This is a genomic window from Streptomyces sp. MCA2, assembly GCF_023544705.1.
In the GTDB taxonomy this organism is placed as follows: Bacteria; Actinomycetota; Actinomycetes; order Streptomycetales; family Streptomycetaceae; genus Streptomyces; species Streptomyces decoyicus.
Genome location: NZ_JAMJFM010000053.1, coordinates 46,577 through 66,389, shown reverse-complemented (window position 1 = coordinate 66,389; position 19,813 = coordinate 46,577). Strand labels below are relative to the sequence as shown.

General features: G+C 72.5%; 20 protein-coding genes. 7 read left to right on the top strand and 13 right to left on the bottom strand.

Annotation, left to right across the window (positions count from 1 at the left end; translation table 11 throughout):
* Positions 1 to 18: 18 nt before the first annotated feature.
* The 3 genes from M8I34_RS33120 to M8I34_RS33110 all read right to left on the bottom strand — a co-directional run bounded on the left by M8I34_RS33120 (position 19) and on the right by M8I34_RS33110 (position 3,994).
* Positions 19 to 1,416 carry a GNAT family N-acetyltransferase gene (locus M8I34_RS33120; protein ID WP_250055885.1) on the bottom strand — a complete coding sequence of 466 codons (1,398 nt, stop codon included), beginning with the start codon at positions 1,414 to 1,416 and terminating at the stop codon, positions 19 to 21.
* Between the two features lie 84 nt (positions 1,417 to 1,500).
* Entirely contained in the window at positions 1,501 to 3,114 is a 1,614-nt protein-coding gene (locus tag M8I34_RS33115) for an alkaline phosphatase (protein ID WP_250055883.1), read from the bottom strand.
* Positions 3,115 to 3,475: 361 nt separating this feature from the next.
* Positions 3,476 to 3,994, bottom strand: coding sequence for a phenolic acid decarboxylase (locus tag M8I34_RS33110; protein ID WP_250055881.1), 519 nt, complete (start codon positions 3,992 to 3,994; stop codon positions 3,476 to 3,478).
* Between the two features lie 116 nt (positions 3,995 to 4,110).
* Here M8I34_RS33110 and M8I34_RS33105 point away from each other — a divergent pair, with 116 nt between their 5' ends.
* Both M8I34_RS33105 and M8I34_RS33100 read left to right on the top strand, forming a co-directional pair.
* Positions 4,111 to 4,542 carry a MarR family transcriptional regulator gene (locus tag M8I34_RS33105; RefSeq protein ID WP_250055879.1) on the top strand — a complete coding sequence of 144 codons (432 nt, stop codon included), beginning with the start codon at positions 4,111 to 4,113 and terminating at the stop codon, positions 4,540 to 4,542.
* A gap of 51 nt (positions 4,543 to 4,593) precedes the next feature.
* The gene (locus M8I34_RS33100; RefSeq protein ID WP_250055877.1) at positions 4,594 to 4,908 is read left to right on the top strand and encodes a LuxR C-terminal-related transcriptional regulator; all 315 of its coding nucleotides are present in this window, start codon (positions 4,594 to 4,596) and stop codon (positions 4,906 to 4,908) included.
* 44 nt (positions 4,909 to 4,952) lie between these two features.
* Here M8I34_RS33100 and M8I34_RS33095 read toward each other — a convergent pair whose 3' ends face one another.
* Complete coding sequence (locus M8I34_RS33095) at positions 4,953 to 5,795, bottom strand: alpha/beta fold hydrolase (RefSeq protein ID WP_250055875.1); 843 nt, start codon at positions 5,793 to 5,795, stop codon at positions 4,953 to 4,955.
* Between the two features lie 188 nt (positions 5,796 to 5,983).
* Here M8I34_RS33095 and M8I34_RS33090 point away from each other — a divergent pair, with 188 nt between their 5' ends.
* Complete coding sequence (locus M8I34_RS33090) at positions 5,984 to 6,877, top strand: RNA polymerase sigma-70 factor (protein ID WP_250055873.1); 894 nt, start codon at positions 5,984 to 5,986, stop codon at positions 6,875 to 6,877.
* Here M8I34_RS33090 and M8I34_RS33085 read toward each other — a convergent pair.
* Positions 6,829 to 7,494 (bottom strand): aspartate/glutamate racemase family protein, encoded by a 666-nt coding sequence (locus M8I34_RS33085; RefSeq protein WP_250055871.1) that lies wholly within the window; start codon positions 7,492 to 7,494, stop codon positions 6,829 to 6,831. The genes M8I34_RS33090 and M8I34_RS33085 overlap by 49 nt on opposite strands.
* A gap of 257 nt (positions 7,495 to 7,751) precedes the next feature.
* Here M8I34_RS33085 and M8I34_RS33080 point away from each other — a divergent pair, with 257 nt between their 5' ends.
* Positions 7,752 to 8,498 (top strand): GntR family transcriptional regulator, encoded by a 747-nt coding sequence (locus M8I34_RS33080; RefSeq protein ID WP_250055869.1) that lies wholly within the window; start codon positions 7,752 to 7,754, stop codon positions 8,496 to 8,498.
* 167 nt (positions 8,499 to 8,665) lie between these two features.
* On the opposite strand, the gene M8I34_RS33075 is transcribed toward M8I34_RS33080, so the two are convergent.
* From M8I34_RS33075 to M8I34_RS33065, 3 genes are all read right to left on the bottom strand, one after another.
* Positions 8,666 to 9,853, bottom strand: a complete 1,188-nt coding sequence (locus M8I34_RS33075) for an ROK family protein (RefSeq protein ID WP_250055867.1) — start codon at positions 9,851 to 9,853, stop codon at positions 8,666 to 8,668.
* An 85-nt stretch (positions 9,854 to 9,938) separates the two neighbouring features.
* Complete coding sequence (locus M8I34_RS33070) at positions 9,939 to 10,589, bottom strand: response regulator transcription factor (RefSeq protein ID WP_250055865.1); 651 nt, start codon at positions 10,587 to 10,589, stop codon at positions 9,939 to 9,941.
* A gap of 4 nt (positions 10,590 to 10,593) precedes the next feature.
* A complete protein-coding gene (locus M8I34_RS33065) occupies positions 10,594 to 11,826 on the bottom strand; it encodes a histidine kinase (RefSeq protein WP_250055863.1) in 1,233 nt (410 codons plus the stop codon).
* A 108-nt stretch (positions 11,827 to 11,934) separates the two neighbouring features.
* Here M8I34_RS33065 and M8I34_RS33060 point away from each other — a divergent pair, with 108 nt between their 5' ends.
* Genes M8I34_RS33060 through M8I34_RS33050 form a run of 3 tightly spaced genes read left to right on the top strand, consistent with a single transcriptional unit; the run spans position 11,935 to position 14,101 of the window.
* Positions 11,935 to 12,864 carry an ABC transporter ATP-binding protein gene (locus tag M8I34_RS33060; protein WP_250055861.1) on the top strand — a complete coding sequence of 310 codons (930 nt, stop codon included), beginning with the start codon at positions 11,935 to 11,937 and terminating at the stop codon, positions 12,862 to 12,864.
* Positions 12,865 to 12,868: 4 nt separating this feature from the next.
* Positions 12,869 to 13,603 carry an ABC transporter permease subunit gene (locus M8I34_RS33055; RefSeq protein ID WP_250055859.1) on the top strand — a complete coding sequence of 245 codons (735 nt, stop codon included), beginning with the start codon at positions 12,869 to 12,871 and terminating at the stop codon, positions 13,601 to 13,603.
* A gap of 48 nt (positions 13,604 to 13,651) precedes the next feature.
* Positions 13,652 to 14,101, top strand: coding sequence for a hypothetical protein (locus tag M8I34_RS33050; RefSeq protein ID WP_250055851.1), 450 nt, complete (start codon positions 13,652 to 13,654; stop codon positions 14,099 to 14,101).
* Here M8I34_RS33050 and M8I34_RS33045 read toward each other — a convergent pair.
* The 5 genes from M8I34_RS33045 to purB all read right to left on the bottom strand — a co-directional run bounded on the left by M8I34_RS33045 (position 14,098) and on the right by purB (position 19,722).
* Positions 14,098 to 15,114, bottom strand: a complete 1,017-nt coding sequence (locus M8I34_RS33045) for a TolB-like translocation protein (RefSeq protein WP_250055903.1) — start codon at positions 15,112 to 15,114, stop codon at positions 14,098 to 14,100. The genes M8I34_RS33050 and M8I34_RS33045 overlap by 4 nt on opposite strands.
* An 11-nt stretch (positions 15,115 to 15,125) precedes the next feature.
* Positions 15,126 to 16,526, bottom strand: a complete 1,401-nt coding sequence (locus M8I34_RS33040; protein ID WP_250055849.1) for an MFS transporter — start codon at positions 16,524 to 16,526, stop codon at positions 15,126 to 15,128.
* Between the two features lies 1 nt (position 16,527).
* Positions 16,528 to 17,451 (bottom strand): alkaline phosphatase family protein, encoded by a 924-nt coding sequence (locus M8I34_RS33035; RefSeq protein ID WP_374211022.1) that lies wholly within the window; start codon positions 17,449 to 17,451, stop codon positions 16,528 to 16,530.
* 268 nt (positions 17,452 to 17,719) lie between these two features.
* Complete coding sequence (mug, locus tag M8I34_RS33030) at positions 17,720 to 18,277, bottom strand: G/U mismatch-specific DNA glycosylase (RefSeq protein WP_250055847.1); 558 nt, start codon at positions 18,275 to 18,277, stop codon at positions 17,720 to 17,722.
* An 11-nt stretch (positions 18,278 to 18,288) separates the two neighbouring features.
* On the bottom strand, positions 18,289 to 19,722 hold the full coding sequence (purB, locus tag M8I34_RS33025; protein WP_250055891.1) for an adenylosuccinate lyase: 1,434 nt from the start codon (positions 19,720 to 19,722) through the stop codon (positions 18,289 to 18,291).
* Positions 19,723 to 19,813 lie beyond the last annotated feature (91 nt).

The window sequence follows — 19,813 nt, the reverse complement described above, 5'->3', positions numbered from 1 at the left end:
GGCGCCGCGCGGTGGTGCTCAGCGGCGCGCCGAGCCGTCCTGGGCCCGTACGCTCTCCCGGTGCTCCCGCCGGGCGGGCAGACCCGTCGGGCGGGCGGTGATCACGAGAGTGCCTTCCTCTATCTGGTAGTCGAGCGGCAGCCCGAGGCCGCGCATCGCCGCCACCATGCCGGTGTTCGAGGCCTGGGTGATCGCGTACACGCTCGCGCAGCCGGCCTCGGCCGCCATCGCCACCAGCCGGCGCAGCAGCTCGGCGCCGATGCCGCGCTGCTGCCAGGAGTCCTCGACCAGCAGCGCGACCTCGGTCTCGTCGCCGTCCCACAGCAGATGGCCGAGCGCCACCAGCCGGCCGGAGGCGGTCTCCACCGCCAGGGTGCGGCCGAACCGCGGGCTGAGCAGATGGCCGAGATAGCGGTCCGCGTCACCGACCGGGCCGTGGTAGCGCAGCCCGAGGGTCTTCGGCGAGCAGCGGTCGTGCATCTCGCGCGCCGCGGCCAGATCGGTGGTGTCGGCACGACGGACCGTGATCTCGTTGCCCTCGGGCAGCGTCAGCACCTCACGCCGCGGCGGCACGCGCTGGCCGAGTCTGGCGTCCAGGTCGACCAATGCGCGAACCCGGGCGAACTCGGTCGGGGTGAACGGCAATTGCGGCCTTTCGAGGGTGAGCGAACCCCCAGAGGGGTCGCGGAACTTCATGATGTGCTCCTCCAATACACCTTCCGTGGGCACCTGCTCCGCGAGCGGCTGACCGCTCAGCGAGCGCGCGGGCACCGACCGGATCGTGCAGCGCCCGAGCAACTGTCGCAGTGCCAGGGGGAGTTCGGCGGAATCCAGGGCCGTACGGGTCGCCAGCCCCAGCATCCGGGTCGGCGCATCGACGAGATCGTGGGTATCGGCGCGCTCCAGCCAGCTGTGCGCGCCGCCCGCGTCGGCGACCGTACGGGCCAGCGCCGCGGAGGTCAGCGCGTCGGGTGCGCGCAGCAGGAACTCGTCGACCGTGCCGTCGGACAGCGGGTGGGTCTGAAGGCTGAGGATGTCCACCCGCCGCGCGGCCAGTGCCGTGCACAGTGCGGCCAGGCTGCCGGGCTCGTCCCGGACCGTGGTCCGCATCCGCCACAGCACCGTCTCCTGGCCTTCGGCCCCAGGGGCCTGCCCGGCAGAGGACGTCGCTGTGGCGCCGGTATCGGTCGGCGGCGGGGCGTTTTCGTGGCGTCGTGACCACCAGACGTGGAACCCGGCTGTGGCCAGCAGGGCGACCGCGGCGGAGCACAGCATGACCGGGCCCGACGGGCCGTGCGCGACCATATTGGCGATGATGTCGGCCACCGCCACGGCGGTGAACAGGGCGGCCAGCTCGACGACGTCCCGCCGCCAGTGAGAGCGGCGGACGGCATGGGCAGAGGATGCTTCAGTCATGCACACAAGCCTGGCGGACAGGTGTTGCCTGATCGCCAACACCTTGTGTCCGACGGGTAAAAGACGCAATCGACGCATTGGCCTCTACTGTCCTACCTGTCCCGGTTGCAGTGCCTTGCTGAACAACACCTTGCCGCCTTCCTGACACAGCCGCACCGTCAGCTCCCCGCTTCCCCCGTCGATATCGATCTCGCCGAAGTACTGCGGACTCTCCGCGGGGGAGGTGTTGGCACGGTCCGGCGCCTTGATGAACGGCTGCTCGGGCCCGAATGTTCCATCCAGCTTCAACGCCTGGAATCCGCCCGCGTTCAGCGGCCCCGACACGAACTCCCAGAACGGCTCGAAGTCCTTGAACGCGGCCCGCTCCGGCGCGTAGTGCTGCGCCGCGGTGTAGTGGACGTCCGTCGTCAGCCATACCGTGCCGGTCACCCGGTCGTGCTTGATGTGCCGCAGCAGCTCCGCCAGCTGGAGCTCGCGTCCCAGGGGAGCGCCCGGATCGCCCTGCGCCACCGCCTCGAAGTCGGTCTTGCCGTCCGGGACGACCAGTCCCAGCGGCATATCGGAGGCGATCACCTTCCACACCGCATGCGAGCGGGACAGCTCTCGCTTGAGCCAGCGCAGCTGCTCGGCCCCGAGAATGCCCTGCGGGTCGTCGGTCTGCCGGCCGGGTGAATTGGCATTGCGGTACCGGCGCATGTCCAGCACGAACACATCGAGCAGCGGTCCGTGGTGCACCACGCGGTAGACCCGGCCTCCCCCACTCTCGGCTTCGCTCGAGCGGGAGGTACCCCCACGGTCGGGCCGCAACGTGCGGATCGGGAAATACTCACTGAAGGCGCGCAGCGAGCGCGCGGAGAGCACATCCGTCTCCTTCACCGTGTACCGGTCGTCATCGAGCAGTTGCCCCGGGTACCAGTTGTTGTGCACCTCGTGGTCGTCCCACTGCGTGATCGTCGGCACCTGCGCGTTGAAACGGCGCAGATTGTCGTCCAGCAGGTTGTAGCGGAACGCGCCGCGGAATTCCGCCAGCGTCTCGGCGACCTTCGCCTTCTCCTCCGTCGTCACATTCCGCCAGATCCGGCCGTCCGGGAGGGTGACCCGCTCGGGGATCGGGCTGTCGGCGTAGATGTTGTCGCCGCTGCACAGGAAGAAGTCCGGGTTCCGGCGCCGCATGTCCTCGTAGATGCGGTAGCCGCCGCGGTCCGGGTTGATGCCCCAGCCCTGCCCGGCCAGATCGCCCGACCAGTGGAAGCGCACGCCGGCGGGATGGCGGCCCGCGGGCGCCGTACGGAAGGTCCCGGTGACCGGCTCGCCGGTGCGCCGGGGGTCGTCCGGGTCCGCGAGCAGCACCCGGTAGTGGATCTGCTCGCCGGCGGGCAGGCCGTGCAACGAGGTGACGCCGGTGAAGTCCGTCCCCGCCCCGATCACCGGTCCGCGCCAGGATCTGGCGTTACGGAACGACTCGGTCGCAGCGGTCTGCACCACCATCCGGGCCGGCCGGTCGGAGCGCACCCACACCAGACCCGAGGACGTGGTCACATCGCCGACCTGCACGCCCCAGTCGGCGCTCGGCCGCCCGCTACGGGCCTGGGCCGGCGAGGCGCAGGAGATCGCGGGCAGTGCCAGCGCCGCCGAGCCCGCCGCCGCGCCCTGTAGCAACGACCGCCGTCCGAAGCCGCCGCCGGATCCCTGCGCCATTTCCAACCTCCATGCCTCGACCGACTTCACTGCATCCCCGTTCGTATCGCTGTCCGGTGCCCCGCAGCCGAACGGACGGTGAACAGCGGTCCGTTCCCGTTCCGCGGCCCGAACGGGCCCCGGGCCCTGCGACCCACCGGACCCGGGCCATGGTCGCAAGACCACCGCCCGACCGCCAGGATGACGCCGGGACATTTACGATCCTGGTGGCAATGCACCGGATCCGTCGGGCCGGTGCGTTCGGGCCACGCCCGGCGGCCGCGGGCGCAGTGCCCGGTCCGCATGCGAGCAGCATCTCCGCCCCGCAGCATCTCCGCCCCGCGCCGTTCTGTTGACGAGAGCGGTGAGCGGGAGCGCAGGGTCAGTTGACGCGGTCGGCGTACCCCTCGGGCAGGTCGGCCGGGTCCGCGGCGATGACGCCTTCCTTGTTCTCGCCGCAGTCCTCGAAGAAGGTGATCTTCGCGAACTCGGGGACGACGCAGACCGGGTATGCCGGGCCCTGGTCACGGTACTTGGCCATCTGCTCCAGGTGGTCGTTCTGGAAGCAGACGGTGCGTTCGGGGTGCTGGTGCACCCAGTGGGGGAAGAAGATCACGCCGTGGAGCCGGCGCTCGGCGGGAAGCACGTTGACGCTGACCGAGGTGCCGGTGGGCTCGGTCCAGGAGATCTTGTAGTCGTCCGCGTCGAGGCGGACGAGGTCAACCGTCTGGTCCTTCACCCAACGGCCGCCGACCATGCCGGAGTGGATCCGGTAGTCGATCGTCCGGGAGTTCTTCACGTACATCTCGTACCGCCAGCCGTTGGCGTAGGTGTAGAGGAAGTGCTTCCCGGTGATTCCCGAGAGGTCCTGCTCGGGGGCGGGGTTCGCGACGGTCGTCATGGCCTGGCTCTCCTTGTGTGATCTACGGCGTCTCACGCGGCATTACACTTTGCAACAAAACTACTTTGCAACAAAACTACTTTGGAGCAAAATTACTCTGCTGCCACAATGGAGCCGTGGACACCGCCGCCGACCTCAGCCGCCTCCTCGGCCCCCTGCGCCGAGCCGTACTGCGCTCGACCCGCGCCGCCGAGGGCCTCCCCGACCTGCCCGATGCCCAGATCGAGTTGCTGCGGGCGCTGTCCGCCGACGGCCCGTTGGGCACCCGGGCGGTAGCCGAGCGGCTTCGCGTCTCGCCCTCGACGGTCAGCAATCTGGTGCGGACGATGACAGCGGCAGGACTCGTGGAACGTCACTCGTCCACGACGGACCTCAGAGCGGTGGACCTGTCCGTGACCCCAGGCGCGCTGGAACTGCTGGAGCGCTACGACCGGGCCAGCCGGGAGACGCTGGAGCAGGCGATGGACAAGCTTCCCCCCGGCGACCGCGACACGCTCACCGCAGCCATGCCGGCCCTCGCGCGCCTGGTGTCCACCCTGGGCGGATGAGCGGACAGCCCGCAGGGCGGCGGAACGGCACCCGCAGACGGTGACTGTTACGTGCTCATCACCGGTTCATGGAGGGCTCGCCGTCTGTCCGGCGCGCTCGGCCGGCCAACCACCCCCACGCCCACGCCGGCCGAGGAGAACGCGCCGACGCCGCTGACACGACGGGAGGAGGAGGTCGTCGACCTGCTCGCCCTGGGGCTGACGAACAAGGAGATCGCCGCCAAGCTGGTGATCTCCCTGCGCAGTGCAGGAACCCATGTCGCCAACCTCCTGGGCAAGCTCGGCTTCACCTCCCGTACCCAGATCGCGACCTGGGCCGTGGAACACCGCCCGCCGAACCGCCAGGGCCCTGACCGGCACCGCTGATGCGCAGCCGAGCTCAGCGATCGAGTGATCGAGCACAACGCTGCTCAGGACACGCCCTGGTTCACGGTGTCGAGGATGACCCGCGCCACCAGCGCCGGGTCGTCGTGCATCGGCACATGCCCGCAGCCCGGCAGCCGGACCAGCCGCGCGCCCGGAATCGTGTGCTTGGCGCGGACGCCCTGGCGGGGGAGCAGCAGGCGGTCCCGGCTGCCCCAGCCGATCGTCACGGGGACGTCCGGCACATCGGCGGTGAACCGCACCGCGCGGCCGGCCGTCAGCGTCGGGGTGAAGCCGGGCGCCTCGCGCAGGGCCCGGGTCTCCGCCACGACGGCCTCGGCCGAACGGCGGCCGGGGTGGGCGTAGATGGCGCCGGTCAGCGAGGCGCGGCCGAGGGCGGTCCGGGCCAGGGTCTCCACCACCGGATGGGGCAGTGCCTGCGCCCCCGCGTACATGCCGCGCAGCACGCCGAAGGCGTAACGCCGCTCGGCCGGGGTCCAAAAGCCCGCGGGCGAGAGCGCGGTGACCGACCGGACCGCCCGCGCGCGCCCCAGCTCCAGGGCGAGCAGCCCGCCCAGCGAGTTCCCCACCACATGCGGGCGGTCGGCCCCGAGCTCCGCGAATGCCGCGATGAGCAGCGGGACGACCGACGACAGGTCGTAGGAGGAGCCGTCGGGCAGTGCGGGGGAGGCGCCGAACCCCGGCAGATCGAGGGAGATGACCTCATGGGACGCGGCCAGGATGTCGCACACCGGGCGCCAGGCCTGGAGGTGGTGGCCGATGCCGTGCAGCAGGACCACGGGTTCGCCCGCGCCCTTGCGCTCGTACGCGACCGTGAACGGCGGCCGGTCCGCGGGGGTGACACGGGCGAAGGAGACCGGGGTGGCCATCAGAACTCCTCGGGGGATGCGGTGCTTTGGGTGGGGCCGGGCGTGCGCTGACACGATGCCAGCTGAGGCTACTGAGCGGTATGGGGCGGCCGGGGCGAGCACGGGATGTGCTGCACACCACGCGCCCGTGCCGCCGCACTCCGTGGTTTCCGCTGGACAAGGCCGGGACGGGCCGGTGGGATGGAGGGGTGCTGAGCGAATCCACGACCGATTTCACCGACGTCTTCGAGGAACACCGCCCCGTGCTGTTCGGGGTGGCCTACCGGATGCTCGGCCGGGTGGCCGATGCCGAGGACGTGGTGCAGGACGCATGGCTGCGCTGGGCGGCAGCGGACCGGTCGGAGGTGCGCGAACCGCGTGCCTTTCTCGTACGGATCACCACCCGGCTGGCCATCGACCGGCTGCGCCAGGTCCAGTCGCGACGTGAGTCCTACGTGGGCCCGTGGCTTCCGGAGCCGCTGGCGACCGACCTCGGCGGCACCGCCCCGGACACCGCGGACCGGGCCGTGTTCCACGAATCCGTGACCCTCGCCGTGCTCGTCGTCCTGGAGTCGCTCTCCCCTCTGGAGCGCGCCGTGTTCGTGCTGCGCGAGGCCTTCGGCTATCCGTACGCGGAGATCGCCACCGCCCTCGACCGCACCGAGGCGGCGGTACGCCAACTGGCGGGCCGCGCCCGGCGGCATGTGGAGGACGGCACACCGCGCTTCGAGGTCGACCAGGACCGGCAGCGCGAGCTGACCGAGCGGTTCATGGCCGCGGCGGCCGGCGACGATCTGGCGGGGCTGCTGAACCTGCTCGCGGCGGACGCGCGGCTGGTCGGGGACAGCGGTGGAAAGGCCAAGGCCCCGCTGCGGATCATCGAGTCCGCGGACAAGGTCGCCCGCTTCCTCTTCGGCGTCACCCGGTCCGTGCCGCCCGACATGGAGTTCACCGTCCTCGAACTCAACGGCGGGATCGCGCTGTTGGCGCGCAACGACGGCGTCCCGGACACCGTCATCCAGCTCGGCGTCCGGGACGGCAAGATCCAGACGGTCTACATCGTCCGCAATCCGGAGAAGCTGGAGTCGCTCGCGGCCGGCTGAGCGGCGGCCCGCAGACCGGGCCGCGGACTGGACAGCACCGGCACACCGGCGTCGAGCCCCTCGGCCGCCGGTGCCATGGAGGCCTGCGCCAGGACGATCACGTCGGCGTCCCGGATCTCGCGCACCGCGGAGACGACCGCGGCCCGGTAGCCGTCGCCGTCGCCGGCCTCGAAGCGCTCCCAGGCGCCCGGCACCAGCACGTTGCGCACGCTCACCGCACGGCCGGCGCGGTCGGCTTCCTGGGCGATCAGGGCCTCGGTGGGAGCGAAGGTGCTCTCCACGGCGGCGAGCACGGTGATGCGCGGGCCGGCGGCGACGGCGGCCGCGGCCATCGGACGGTCCACCCGGAGGACGGGGAGACCGAGCGCCGCACCGGCGGCCTCGGCGACGGAACCGATCGTCGAGCACGTGCACAGCACGGCCCGCGCACCGTCCTGGGCGGCCGCGGCGAGCGCGGCGGAGACGTCCTCGGTCACCGCGTCGGGTCCCTGCGCCCTTGCGCGGTCGAGGAGTTCGGGACGTACGAGGTGATGCAGCGCCAGCCCGGGGGCCTCCTCGTCGCGCAGCGCGTCGAAGACCGGGACGTGGACGGGCGAGGTGTGCAGCAGGGCGAGCATGCCGGTGACAGTAACGCGCGGCGGTGCAAAGGGCGTGGGTGGGGCGGTGGGTGCGGGCGGTTGCTCCGATCCGAAACGGATGCCGGATTGGTCTTGACCAAGGGTGGGGGCGGCCATATCGTCGGGATACTGCAACAACCTTTAATAAAGAAGCGCTCATAATCGGGCGCGCAGGCGGCCCGGCGGAGGCAGGGTCTGTGTGCGGGTCCGAGTCCCATGGGGGAGCAGCCCCGGTAACGGCCAGTGCGGAGGACAGGGTGGGGACCACGCAGCTCGAAACGGTGCCGGAGCCGAAGTACTGGCACCTCAAGACCGTGCTCAGCGATGCGCTGGACTCGGAGTTCGCGGTCGGCGAGATTCTGCCCAACGAGCGTGACCTGGCGGCGCGGTTCGGCGTCGCCCGGGCCACGCTGCGGCAGGCGCTCGAACAGCTGGAGCTGGAAGGCAGACTCCAGCGCCGCCGCGGTGTCGGCACCACCGTCGCACCGCCGCGCGTCGGCGTCGCCGTGGACCCCGTCAGCCACACCTGGCCGGGTGCCGCCGGCGACGACTGGCAGCCGGTCGACGCCGTCGAGAGCGATACGGTGCCCGCCGCCGTGGCCGGCCTGCTCGCGACCGCCCCTGGCGACCCGGTGCACATCGTGCGCCGCAGCCGGGTCACACACGGCCGGCCCGTCGCCGCCGAGCTGTTGTACGTCCTGGCGGAGGCGGTCCCTGGCTGCCCGCCGGCGGCCTCGCTCAGCGCCCCGGCCCGGGCCCGTGCGGTCCTTCAGGAGCTTCAGACGCTGGAGCTGGAGGGCCAGGACCGTACCGTCGAGCTCGGCTCGGCCCGTGCGGAGGACGCCAAGCAGCTGGACCGGCTGCCGGGCGCGCCCGTCCTGGTCGTCACCACCCGCTATGTCTCCGGGGGACGCACGACGGCCGTAGCGGTCTCCACCTACCGTGCGGACACCTGCCGGCTGACCTTCGGCGAGAGCGACGCGGCGGCCCTGCTCGCGAGCTGAGCCGCCCGGCGGACGAGGTACGGGCCCCCTCCGGACAGCGCTCCGGAGCGGGCCCGTTCTTCGTGCCGTGGCGGCCGCCGGCCGGGCTGCGGCCCGTCATGTGCCGCGGGGCAGAAACAGCCCGTCACATGCCGCGGGGCAACGGCGGCCGGTCGCCTGCCGTTCGGTCAGCGGTGGCCCGCCACCGCGTCATGGCTCGGGCGGCGGCCCGTCACCGTGCCCTCCACCGCGAAGAGTTCGCCCTCCACATGGTCGAGCGCGAGCCGCAGCGCGCCCGTGGCGACCGCTGCCTCGCCCAGCTGCGACAGGGCGACCTGCGGCGGGCGCAGACAGTAGCGCGCCAACTCGCTGCGCAGCGGCGCCAGTACACCGTCCAACTCCGCCGCCCAGCCGCCGATCACCACCAGCTCCGGGTCCAGCGCCAGCACCAGCGCCGCGACATCGTGCACCAGCCGCCGGAGGAAACGGTCGACCGCCTCCCGCGCCTGTGCGTCGCCCTCCCGCGCCGCCGCGAAGACCGCCGCGACCTGCGCCTCGTCCAGAGGGTGCAGCGGCTCTCCGGTCGTCGACAGCAGCTTCTCCGGTGTCGCCTCGCGGCCGAGCAGATGCAGGGCGCCGATCTCCCCGGCGGCCCCGCCGAAGCCGCGGTGCAGACGTCCGCCGATCAGCGAGCCGGCCCCCGGGCTGAGCCCGGCCAGCACGAAAACGATGTCATCGGAGCCGGTGGCCGCGCCCTGCCAGTGCTCGGCCACCGCGGCGGCATTCGCGTCGTTCTCGACCAGCACCGGGCAGCGGAACGACCGCCGCAGCCGCTCACCCAGCGGCAGACCCGTCCAGCCCGGCAGCGCGGTGCTCAGCCGTACCGTGCCGTCCGCCTCCACGATGCCGGGCCCGGCCACACCGACGGCCCGCAGCGAACTGCGGGGCACGCCCGTGCGGCGCAGCAGATCGGCCACCACGGCACGGACCCGCTCCAGCCGCTCGTCGGCCGGCGCGGTCTCTTCGACGGGGCGCTGTGCGGTGTCCAGTACCCGCCCGCTCAGATCGGACAGCAGGGCCGCGACGCGGTGCGGGCCGATCTCGATGCCCAGCAGATGGCCGGCCTCCGTACGGAACCGGAACCTGCGGGCCGGCCGCCCCTGGCGGCGCGTCCCGCCCTCCTCGGCGGCCGCCTCGACCACCAGGCCGGTCTCCATGAGCCCCTCGACCACGCCCTCGACCGTCGGCCGGGACAGGCCCGTCACCTGGACGAGGTGGGTGAGCGTGGGGGAGTCCGCGGCGCGCAGCGCATGCAGCACCACAGCGGAGTTGATCCGTCGCAGCAGGGACGGGTCCCCGCCGGTGAGCCGCCCCAACGTACGTCTCCCTCACTTTGCGTGTGTGGCGGATCGTAGCCGGTCACCTGAGGGGCGGCGAGTCCCGTGGGGGCTGCTTCCGCGGTCAGCCGGGCGCGACGAACCCGGACTCGTACGCGGCGATCACGGCCTGGGTGCGGTCCCTGGCCCCCAGCTTCCCCAGCACCGAGCTGACATGCGTCTTCACCGTCTCGGCTCCCAGCACGAGCCGGCCGGCGATCTCCGCGTTCGACAGCCCACGGGACATCAGCCGCAGCACCTCCTGCTCCCGTGCGGTGAGCGCCGCCCGTTCGAAGTCCGCCCGGGCGCGGTCGTTGCGGCGGCCGGCCGCCATGCTGCGCAGCGCCGCGGGCAGCAACAGCGATCCGCCCTCGGCAACGAGCCGCACCGCGTGCACGATCTCGGCCGGCCGGGCGCGCTTGAGCAGAAACCCGTCCGCGCCGGCGCGCAGCGCCTCGTAGACGTACTCGTCCTCCTCGAACGTGGTGACAACGAGGATCCGGGGCGGCTCGGGCACCGAGCGCAGCACCGCGCGGGTCGCCTCGATGCCGTCCAGGAGCGGCATCCGTACGTCCATGGCGATCACATCGGGCCGCAGCTTCCGCACCAGCGGGACGACGGACGCCCCGTCGCCCGCCTCGCCCGCCACCTCGATATCGGTCTGCGCCTCCAGGATGGCGCGCAGCCCCGCGCGCACCAGCGGCTCGTCGTCGACCAGAAGTACGGAAATCGCCACGATGTCAGCCTAGTTGGCGCAGGGGGAGACGGGCGCGCACCCGCCACTCGTCGCCGTCCGGCCCGGTCTCGGCCTCGCCGCCGAGCAGCGCGGCCCGTTCGCGGATGCCGCGCAGGCCACGGCCGCCACCGGCGGGCTCCGGGGGCGGGGCGGGCACGGGGTTGCGTACCTCCAGTTCCAGTGCGTCGGCGTCGGCGGCCATCCGTACGGACACCGGCACCGGGCCCGCGTGCCGCAGCACATTCGTCAGGGCCTCCTGCACCATGCGGTAGCCCTCCCGGGACACCGGGCCGGGCAATGTCTCCAACGGGCCGCTCAGTTCGGCGCGCACCGTCGATCCCGCGGCCCGAGCCGACTCCAGCAGCCGCTCGGCATCGGTGAGCGTGGGCCGGTCGGCGGGCCGGGGAGCGTCCTCGCGCAGCAGCCGCAGCGCCCGCTCCAGATCGGCCAGCGCCTGGCGTCCGGTGTCCTCGATGGCGGCCAGCGCCCGCTCGGTGAACTCGGGCGAACCGGCGGCACGGGCCGCGCCCGCCTGGATGACGGTGACGGTCAGCGCGTGGCCGATCGCGTCGTGCAGCTCCTGGGCCAGCCGGTTGTGTTCCAGCATGCGCTCCGTACGGGCCTCCAGTCCGGCCAGCCGCTCCGCGGCCGAGGTACCCAGCAGCAGCCGTGCGGCGCCGGCCATCAGCGTGCCCGCCCCGACGGCGACGGCCGACAGCAGGACGAGGGGCAGCGGTGCGAGCAGCCCGTACCACCAATGGGGTGCCTCGATCGCCGGCAGGCCCTTGAGGTGCGTGGGGTGTCCTGCGGCGGCCATCGTGAATGCGCAGGCCAGCAAGGGAAGTTGTACCGTCAGGGCCGACAGGGCAACGCCCGCCTCCAGCCGCAGCAGCAGCCACACCGCCGTACGGCCACGCTCGCGCCAGGAGCCCGACGGGGTCGTGGCGATCCCGGACGCGGCGCGCGCCGTGCGGTCGTGCGGGCCGGGAGTCAGCAGCAGCTGGGCCTGGAGCCCCTCGACGCGGCGGACCACCGGTATCAGGGCGGCGAGTGCCAGCAGTGGCAGCGGGAGCACCGCCATCCACAGCCACGTCAGCCAGCCGCCCGCGAAAAAGGGTTCGTTGTACAGGAAGCCGGTCAGCATCCCGGCCACCGAGGCGATCAGCAGATGCAGCCAGCGGGTGTAGGTGGCGGCCCGGAAGAGCGGGCGGAGAACGGCGGGGAGCGAGGAGGGCACCCCCTCATCGTGGCAGCGGCCGCCGGCCCGCGGCCTCCCCCGCCCGGGGGAGGCGATCCCCGACGACGGGGGAGGCCGGCGGGCGGGTACGGCCGACAGCCTTGCGGTATGACCCCCATCGAAGTGCAGCAGTTGACGAAGGTCTACGGAACCGTGCGCGCCGTGGACGAACTCACCTTCCGCGTGGAGCCGGGGAGGGTCACCGGGTTCCTCGGTCCCAACGGCGCCGGCAAGTCCACCACCATGCGGATGGTCGTGGGTCTGGACCGTCCCACCTCGGGCACCGTCACCGTCGGCGGCCGTGCCTTCCGCACCCTCGACCACCCGTTGCGGCACGTCGGGGCGCTGCTCGACGCGGGCGCCGCCCACGGGGCGCGGCGCGCCCGCGACCACCTCCTCGCCCTCGCGCACAGCAACCGCATCCCGGTACGGCGCGTGGCGGAGGTCCTGGAGGAGACCGGGCTGTCGGCCGTGGCGGGCAAACGGGTGCGGACCTTCTCGCTCGGCATGCGGCAGCGGCTCGGCATCGCGGCCGCACTGCTCGGCGACCCGGCCGTGCTGATGCTGGACGAACCCGCCAACGGGCTGGACCCGGAGGGCATCATCTGGATCCGTACGCTCCTCAAGCGCCTCGCCGCCGACGGCCGTACGGTGCTGGTCTCCAGCCATCTGATGACCGAGACCGCCCTGACCGCCGACCACTTGATCGTGCTGGGGCGCGGCCGGCTGCTGGCCGACACGGCCGTGGACACCTTCCTGCGCGAGCACACCCGGCGCAGGGTGCGGGTACGCACATCCGAAGGGCCCCGGCTGCACACCGAGCTCACCCGGGCCGGGTGGGCGGCGGTGCCCGACGGCTCCGGAGGCTGGCTGGTCGAGGGCGCGGAACCCGCCGACATCGGCGCGCTCGCCGCCCGCCGGGCCATTCCGGTCCTGGAACTCGCCGAGGAGGCGCCCTCGTTGGAGGACGCCTACCTGCGGCTGACCGCCGACGCCGCCGAGTTCGTGTCCGCCACCGCGAAGACCCAGGAGGTCTGACGTCATGCACTTCACCGCCGTGCTCCGCTCCGAGTGGACGAAGATCCGCTCGCTGCGTTCCCTGTCGTACAGCCTCTCCGCCATCCTGGTGGTGACCGTCGCGCTGGCCTGCTTCGTCTGCGGCGGTTACGACGGCTCGGAGGCACCCTCCGACCCGGTCTTCCACGCCTACTTCGGGCTCAACATCGGCCAGTTCGGGGCCATCGTCTGCGGGGTCCTCGCGGTCGCGGGGGAGTGGTCCAGCGGCTCCGTCCGGGTCTCGCTGGCCGCCGTGCCGCGCCGTGGACTGCTGTACGCGGGCAAGATCGTGACCGTGGGCGGGCTCGCCCTCGCCGTCGGGCTGGTCGCCGGCTTCGCGTCCGTGACCGGGGGGCAGGCGCTGCTCGGCGAGGCGGGCGTGAGCGTCGGCTCGCCGGGCGTGGTGCGGTCCGCCGTCGGCTGCGGGATCTACTTCGGGCTGCTCGCGGTGTTCTCCGCCGGTGTCGCCGCGCTGCTGCGCAGCCCCGTCGGGACCCTGAGCCTCCTCGTCCCGCTCTTCCTCTCGCTCGGCCCGCTGTTCGGCTCACTGGACGCCACCAGAAAGGTGGGCCAGTTCCTGCCGGACCGGGCGGGACAGCAGATTCTGCACCTTGCGCCCGAGGGGGCGCTCGGGGCGTGGGCCGGTCTCGCGGTGATGGCCGGCTGGGCGGCGCTGGCCGCGGCGGCGGGGCTGTGGTCACTGCTGCGCAGGGACGTCTGAGGGCCCGGGCGCGGGTCAATTGTCAGACCCGGGAGGTTTACTGACGGCATGACCATCGACGCGTATCTCACCGTCATCGACCGCTGGCGGCTGCGGGATTTCCCGGCCGCTCCGGGGCGCTCCGCCCTGGTCGAGAGCGGTCCGGGCTTCCACATAGCCGGCCTGCGGGTCAGCCAGGAGTTCTGGGACGCGGACCTCGCCGAGGTGGCGGAGGCCGCGGAGGAGTTCGAGGCCGAGCTGACGGCGCTGGTGCAGGCGCTGTCCTTACGGTGGGGCGAGCCCGAAGTAATGTATCTTGCCGACGACTTGGAACGCTCCGCGAGGGGCATACCGGTCCGGCCGCCGCTGGACACGCTGTGCGGCTATGTCCCGCGCATGTACGGCTGGCGGGTGCAGAGCCGGTGGATCGGGGTGGGCGTGGGGCAGGGCGACCGTGAGCTGCCCTTCCAGCTGCTGGTGGCGGTGGGGGAGGGGGAGGTGGCGCAGATGCGGGGTTAGCGGGCGAAGGCGGGGGCGAGCGCCGCGGTGACCAGGCGCTGTGGTCTTCCGGTGCCGTCGGCGGGAACGGTCCACAGGTCGGAGCCGAAGTCGCCCGGCAGGGAGTAGACCAGCGTGCGGCCGTCGCGCCAGACGGCCTGGTCGTCGACGTTGCGGTGTTCGCCGGTCGCGGTCTCGCGCAGGGTGCGCAGATCGAGGACGTACAGCCGCCAGGGCGCGTCCGGGTCGGCGCCGTTGACGCGCTTCTTGTACGCGATGCGGGTGCCGTCGGGGGAGAGCGAGGGGCATTCGACGTTGGTGTGCAGTGCCGTGAGCGTCCTGGCGGTCCGGTCACCGCGGACGAGGTAGGTCTTTCCGCCGGTGGCGGCGGTGGCGTAGAAGCGGTTGTCGTCGGCGAAGGTGACGCCCCAGATGTTGATGTCGACCGCGTGGACCGGGTGTCCGTCGACGGTCAGCGCGTAGGTCTCCAGGTTGGCGTCCAGGCGCCAGGTGCGGGTGTCGACGAGGGAGGTGCGGGTGGAGAACGCGGTGCCCGCGTAGGAGTCGCCGCTGACGAAGACGGTCCAGGCGACGGTGTGGCCGCCGGGGGAGACCCGGGCGCGGGTCGGGGTGCCGGCCACGTCGTAGCGGCGCAGTTCGTGCAGGCGCTTGTCGAGGACGACGGCGCGGTAGGTGTCGCGGAGTTTGCCGTGGACGGCCCGCAGACAGATACCGGTGCCGGCGGCTTCGTGGAAGCGCAGGCAGCGGACGCCGGAGGCGGTGCGCGGACCGGAGAGCCGGCCGGCCGGGACGGCAGTGATCTCGTCGCGGTGCGGGCCCCAGGCCATATTGCGGAACAGGGTGTGGCGCGGGTCGTCCAGGCGGACGGTTCCGGGGGCCACGGCCGGCCCGCCGGCCTGGGCGCGGTCCTTCTGGGCGGCGCGCCCGGCAGCGTGCAGGGTGGCGCCGACGGCGACCCCGCCGAGTACGAGGACGGTGGCCAGCAGGACGAGGAGACGTGCGGTGCGGCTCAGCGGGGGGCGGCTCACGATGCTTGCTCCGAGGGGGAGGCGAGGGGCGGTGGCGTGCCGGCACGGCGGAGGAGGCGGGCGCTGACGGCCGCGGCGAGGGCGAGGCCGACGGTGGCGGCCAGGACGGCGGTGTGGTCGCCCCAGGCGGTCCAGACGGCACCGAAGGCGATCGAGCAGACGAAGCGTGCGGCGGTCTGGCCGGTCTGGACCACGGCGAGCCCGCTGCCGCGGACGTCCTCGGGCACCGCATCGGCGGTCGCGGCCGCCAGCACCCCGTCGGTCGCGGCGTAGAACGAGCCGTGCAGCGCGAGCACGGCACAGACCAGGGCCGCGCCCCCGGCCGAGGGGACGAGCAGCAGCCCGTAGGCGCACAGCAGCGCCAGATGCCCCGCCAGGAACAGCCGCCGGCGGCCGATCCGGTCGGCGATCGCCCCCAACGGCACCGCCAGCAACAGGAAGACGGCGGCGGTGCCCAGCGGCAGCAGCGGGAACCACGTACCGGGCAGATCCAGCCTCCGTTGCAGGGTCAGATAGAGGAAGGAGTCGCTGAGGGTGGTCAGCCCCAGCAGTACCGCGCACCCCGTCAGCCGGCGGACCTCCGGCCGGCCGAGCAGCGCGCGCACCGGCGCCCGAGGTCCGGCCGGGGCCGACTCGGCGGTGTCCTCGGCGACAGCCGTGGGCCTGACGCCGACGGCTTCCTCGGCGACAACGGCGGGTCCGGCCGCAACGGTGCCCTCCGTGGCAGTGGTGGCGCGGCGCGGGACGAACAGCAGCAGCACGACCACGCCCACCACGGCCACACAGAAGCTGACCGTGAACACCGCGTCATACCCGTCGGCCGCGGCCCGCAGCAGCATGAACGCCACCAGCGGCCCGCACAGCGCGCCCGCCGTGTCCATGGCCCGGTGCACCCCGAACGCCCGTCCACGGGCGCCCGGTTCGGCGGCCAGCGAGATCATCGCGTCCCGCGGCGCGGTCCGCAGCCCCTTGCCGGTACGGTCCACCGCCAGCACCGCCCCGATCAACGGCAGCGAGTGCACCATCAGCAACAACGGCTTGCAGAGGGCGGAGAGCCCGTACCCCACCACGGCCACCGCCTTGTGACCGCTGCCCCCGCCCCGGTCCGACAGCCGGCCGCCCACCAGCCGGACCAGCGCGCTCACCCCGTTGTAGACCCCGTCCAGCACGCCGAAACCCAAAGGCGACAGCCCGAGTTCGGCGACGAGGTACAGCGGGAGCACGGCCGTGACCATCTCCGAGGAGATGTCGGTGATGAGGCTGACGGTGCCCAGGGCGAGCACCGTCGAGGGGAGGGCGGACCCGGCGCGCCGGCCCGGACGCCGGTCCGGTACGGCGCGCCGGCTGCCCGGCGCAGCTGAGGTGGAGGGAGCGGAGCCGCGGTCCGCGAGGTACACGTCAGCCGGCCCAGATGCCGCTGATGTCCTTGGCGTCGGCGGAGTTCCCCGCATGCGAGGTGCCGTACATGTCCTCGAGGGTGCGCAGTACGTCGTAGTGGTTGTAGGTGGTGGCCGAGGTGGCGCCGGCCGTGACCGGCTGGCCGTAGAGCACGGTCGGGATGCGGTTGCCGCTGAGCCGGTTGTCCTCGTCGAAGGTGACCAGCAGCAGGCTGTTGTGGGTCCTGGCCCAGTCGGCATAGGCCTTGAGGTGGTCCTTCAGCCAGGTGTCACCGGTGGAGACCGAGCAGTCGTGCATATCGCTGCACAGGTTCGGGACGACGAAGGAGACGGTGGGCAGCTTCGAGAAGTCGGTGGGGAAGGCGTCGAAGGTGTGCGCCGAGGCGGTGGAGACGTTGCCGAAGCCGAACCACGGGTTGTGCTTCTGCGCGTACTTGCCGCTCTTGCAGGTGGTGGAGCCCTCGGACGGCAGCGATTCGTTGTAGCTCGCCCAGGACTTTCCGGCCGCCGTCACCTCGGAGGCGAGGTTGGGGGCGTCGCTGAACCCCGGGTCGACGCAGCTGTCGTCGGTGACGCCCTGGGTGTCGCCGGAGAAGAGGGCGTAGTAGTTGGGCTGGCTGGGGTGCGTCTCGGCGTAGGACGCGGTGAGGCTCGCGCCGCCGGCGGCCAGGGAGTTGAGGTACGGGGCGCCGGCGCTGCCCATCACCTGGCCGTAGGCGTGGTTCTCGAAGACCACCACGACCACATGGTCGGGGGTGGGTACGGCGGCCGCGGCCGGCTCGGCGCCGAAGCCGGTGCCCGCCCAGATGCCGAGGCCTGTCGTGGCGAGGGCGAACGCCCCGGCGAGCGCGCCGGCCCTGCGACGGCGCGAGCGGCGGATGCGGTGGGAGGAGGAGCCGGAACGCGAGGACGACGGAGCGGGCACGGGGGGCCTCCGACGAGAGTGGGGGGTGCGCGGGCGGCGACAGCGTAGAACCGTCAGGTCGACATGTACACGGCCAGTAGATGACGCGCAGTCGAACGGTCACCGAGCGGTCGGGGCCGTGTGCTCACGGGCCGCCTGCGGACGGCTTACGGACGGCTTTCGGCCATGGCGCACGGTCTCCGCACCCGCGTCTCCGCACCCGCGTCGGCGGGGCAGCGGCCGGGCGTCGGCCGGGCACGCGCCGTCAGCCGTGCTCGCCGTCAGCGCCTCACACGTCGTCGTCCGCCGCGAACGCCGCGGCGCGCAGCCGCCCGTACTCCTGTGCCAGGGTCGCCGGCGTCCAATGGGCGTTCAGCCCGCTCGGGTTGGGCAGCGCCCAGATGCGGGTGTCGCCCAGGGTGCGTTCCTGGGGCCCGATCGCGGCGTGTTTGTCGTCGAAGGCGAGGCGATAGGCGGTGACACCGGCGACGGCCAGCCAGCGCGGGCGCAGCCGGGCGACCTTCTCGGCCAGCAGCCGGCCGCCCTCGCGGTACTCCTGGGCGGTCAGCTCGTCGGCCTTGGCCGTCGCCCGCGCCACGACGTTGGTGATGCCGAGCCCGTGGGCGAGCAACTCCTCCTGCTCGGCGGGCCGGAGCTGCCGCGGGGTGAACCCGGCGGCGTGCAGCACCGGCCAGAAACGGTTGCCGGGCCGGGCGAAGTGATGGCCGGTGGCGGCCGTCATCAGCCCGGGGTTGATGCCGCAGAAGAGCACGCGAAGGCCGCTCGCGGCCACGTCGGGGACGAGGCGGTCGCGAGCGGCTTCCAGCTCTTCGGGGGTGAAGCGCACAGGTCCTCGCGTCAGAGGATCGAGCCGGGGGTGTACGCCGCGGCCTGCGGGTGCTGCTTGGCGATCTCCCCGATCCGGGCGACGACGGACGCCACCTGGTCGGCCGCGGCGCCGGTGAAGGAGAGCTTGTCCGCCATCAGGGCGTCCAACTGCGCCTTGTCCAGCGGGATCCGCGCGTCCGCCGCCAGCTTGTCCAGCAGTTCGTTGCGCTCCGCGCCCTGCTCGCGCATGGCCAGCGCCGACGCGACCGCGTTCTCCTTGATCGCCTCGTGCGCCTCCTCGCGGCCCACACCGGCGCGTACGGCACCCATCAGCACCTTGGTGGTGGCGAGGAAGGGCAGGTAGCGGTCCAGCTCGCGGGCGATGACGGCGGGGAAGGCGCCGAACTCGTCGAGCACGGTCAGGAACGTCTCCAGCAGGCCGTCCAGCGCGAAGAACGAGTCCGGCAGGGCGACCCGGCGCACCACGGAGCAGGACACATCGCCCTCGTTCCACTGGTCACCGGAGAGCTCACCGGCCATGGAGGCGTAGCCGCGCAGGATCACCATCAGGCCGTTGACGCGCTCGCAGGAGCGGGTGTTCATCTTGTGCGGCATCGCCGAGGAGCCGACCTGGCCGGGCTTGAAGCCCTCGGTGACCAGCTCGTGTCCGGCCATCAGCCGGATGGTCTTGGCCAGCGAGGAGGGCGCGGCGGCCAGCTGCACCAGCGAGGTCACCACGTCGTAGTCGAGCGAGCGCGGGTAGACCTGGCCGACGGAGGTGAAGGCCTGGCCGAAGCCGAGGTGCCCGGCGATCCGCTGCTCCAGGTCGGCGAGCTTGGCGGCGTCCCCGCCGAGCAGGTCGAGCATGTCCTGAGCGGTGCCGACCGGGCCCTTGATGCCGCGCAGCGGGTAGCGGGAGAGCAGGTCCTCCAGCCGGCCGTACGCCACCAGCAGCTCATCGGCCGCGGTCGCGAAGCGCTTGCCGAGCGTCGTGGTCTGGGCGGCGACGTTGTGCGAGCGGCCCGCCATCACCAGTTCGGCGTGCTGGGCGGCCAGCGAGCCCAGGCGCGCCAGCACGGCGACCGTACGGTCCCGCATCAGCTCCAGGGACAGCCGCACCTGGAGCTGCTCGACGTTCTCCGTCAGATCGCGGGAGGTCATGCCCTTGTGGACCTGCTCATGGCCGGCGAGGGCGTTGAACTCCTCGATGCGGGCCTTGACGTCGTGCCGGGTGACCTTCTCGCGCTCGGCGATGGAGGCCAGGTCGACGGTCTCCAGGACGCGCTCGTAATCGGCCAGCGCCTGCTCGGGGACCTCCACTCCCAGGTCCTTTTGCGCACGCAGCACGGCAAGCCACAGCTTCCGCTCCAGCTTGACCTTGTACTCGGGGGACCACAGCACAGCCAGCTCCGCGGAGGCGTAGCGGCCGGCCAGGACATTGGGGATGCGAGGCTTCGCAGACACAGCAGTCACGTGGTCAGAGTCTACTGGCGGTTTACGCAGGCCAGCGCCCCGGTCCCGGCTGTACGTTCCTCCAAGCCACACCCGGAGGCGC